The organism is Desulfoplanes sp. PS50, assembly GCF_053851535.1.
This window is the reverse complement of the sequence record NZ_JBSPZA010000075.1, coordinates 1-2064: the sequence shown is the minus strand read 5'-3', so window position 1 is coordinate 2064 and position 2064 is coordinate 1. Positions and strand designations below refer to the sequence as shown.

2 protein-coding genes are annotated in these 2064 nt (G+C 40.4%); both read right to left on the bottom strand.

Features of this window, described 5'->3' with window-relative positions; all coding sequences use genetic code 11:
* Positions 1–108 precede the first annotated feature (108 nt).
* Complete coding sequence (locus ACTVJH_RS15750; RefSeq protein WP_455992830.1) at positions 109–297, bottom strand: hypothetical protein; 189 nt, start codon at positions 295–297, stop codon at positions 109–111.
* A gap of 770 nt (positions 298–1067) precedes the next feature.
* Entirely contained in the window at positions 1068–1862 is a 795-nt protein-coding gene (locus ACTVJH_RS15745; RefSeq protein WP_455992828.1) for a hypothetical protein, read from the bottom strand.
* Positions 1863–2064: the final 202 nt, after the last annotated feature.

The window sequence follows — 2064 nt, the reverse complement described above, 5'->3', positions numbered from 1 at the left end:
GGCAAATGTCCTTGGAAGCATTTTGGAACTAGTCCAAAAAAATATGGATAGTTTCGTTGGTGAAAAAGGACTTCTTGTCAATAAAAACAAACTATTAACGACTAATCGCTAACCCCGAAAGTCGAGTGAATCACTAAAAGGGTCAGATGATTCAAAAAAAGAAGTATCTGAACTCATTGAATCTGTTCCAAAAGAATTTCCGCCTACATCAATTCCACTATCATCATTCATTGGTAGGCCAGAAGCAGGATTGATGGAAGTTCCAAACAAGTTTGAAAACCAACCAGAAATACTCATAGATAAACTCCTATTTTAAAGAAATATCGATTCTAATAAAATATGTACTAATTTTTTTATGTCAATACAATGTTTGAAAAATATAATATTTATATTTCTTTAAATATATTATTTCAAAATATAAAGCCAAAAGTATAATCAACTTTAGATGATAATATAAATATATTTGAATGATTTCTCTTTGGACTTTAAAAATAAATATGGACATTTATAAATCATTAATTTTTTATTCATTTGGTATATGAAAATTTTGTATTTCGATTGAGAAAAATGCCTCCTCGCTGTTTTCCGTGGGTAATCAAAAATCAAGCAGCAGCGAGGGGGGGCTTTCTGAGCTAGAGCGGAAGTCGCGCTTCCCTCGTCGTTACTAATGCTCACGGGCATGCGAGGCTAGGGTAGTCAAAGCTACGGAACGCAGTGAAGCCCCGTACCCTGGTTGCTTTGGTTTCGCATGCCAGACTCGGCCATAAAGGCGTAAAACCCGAACTGGCATAATCAGAATAACCAGGAAAATTCCAAAACAAAGCATTTGAGCCGGGGAAAATTTCATTCCCCGGCTCTTTAAATTTGAACCTTTATTTTCTGAAATGAGTTCAAGAAGCAACAAGGTAGCAATTTTTTTCATGGGGACAGTGGGGACAGTGGGGACAGTGGGGACATCCTTGCCTGCCGGGACTTTTCATTGTCCCCAATTTTGATTCTTTGGGTGGGGACAGTGGGGACGCTTGCGTTGTTTAAACGGGTGTCCCCACTGTCCCCAGTTTAAAAATTTACACTGGGGACGACTCTGATGCCGATTCTACAACGCTGTCCCCAGTGTCCCCAGTGTCCCCACAAATTACTGAATTGGTAAAAACGTAAAATCGGCCATTGGGATTTCTGAGTCTCTGCGTATGATGGGGATGTTGGGGTTTAATCCAGTGTTTCGCGATGGCGGCTTGGCAAATTTTTGTATGGTTGAAACCCTTACAAATTTCATTTTTGAAAACTTCAGGGAAAACTAGGAATAATCTTTCATTGTTTTTTTTGATCGAGTATCCAGCACGATTGTAAATTTTACCGTAGGAATCTTCCCCAAGTCGTTCAAATCGAGTAGCTCCATGAACTTGGAAAAATTGACGGACCTGGGCAAGTCCATTCTGTATTTCAAGTGACTCCGTTCCCCCGCGTCGTGCCAGCCACGCATTCATGCATGACTTTGTCGCTTCGATCGCGGATCCTTCTGGCCAGGGTAGTATCTCTTGGGAAATTGCCAACTCGCCAGCTGCCGCAACCAAAGCATAACGAGCGAATGCACGATGAACTTGGCCGCAAGAATTTTGAGGGAGGTATCTGTCGGTAAAAAGTTTGGCCGTATGATTGATAAATTCAAGAATTTTTTGTTTATTGGTAGCAACATAATCCAAATAATGATGCAATGGTGTACCATAGTAGCTATTCGATGCAGCTTGTAGGCGTCTTGAAAATTCACCGGGATTTTCAGCATCGTGGATATCTTCAAATATTCCCATCCCTTTACCGGCATCTGCTGGAATATCTAGTATTCGAACCGATTGGCCTCCCATAATATTTTTCCCATCCTCTCTTATTTTATCTGCTAACGTTACTTCACTTGTAGATAAAATTAGTAAACGCCATTCGCTAGTGTTGCGTCCGCTAAATTTCTATACCGTTATTTAGTCAGTGGCTTCCCGGTGTAAGTCCACTTAAAAGGCTTGGCCCACAGCTCGTTATAGTTGCGAATATATGCCATTATCTGCTTGATCA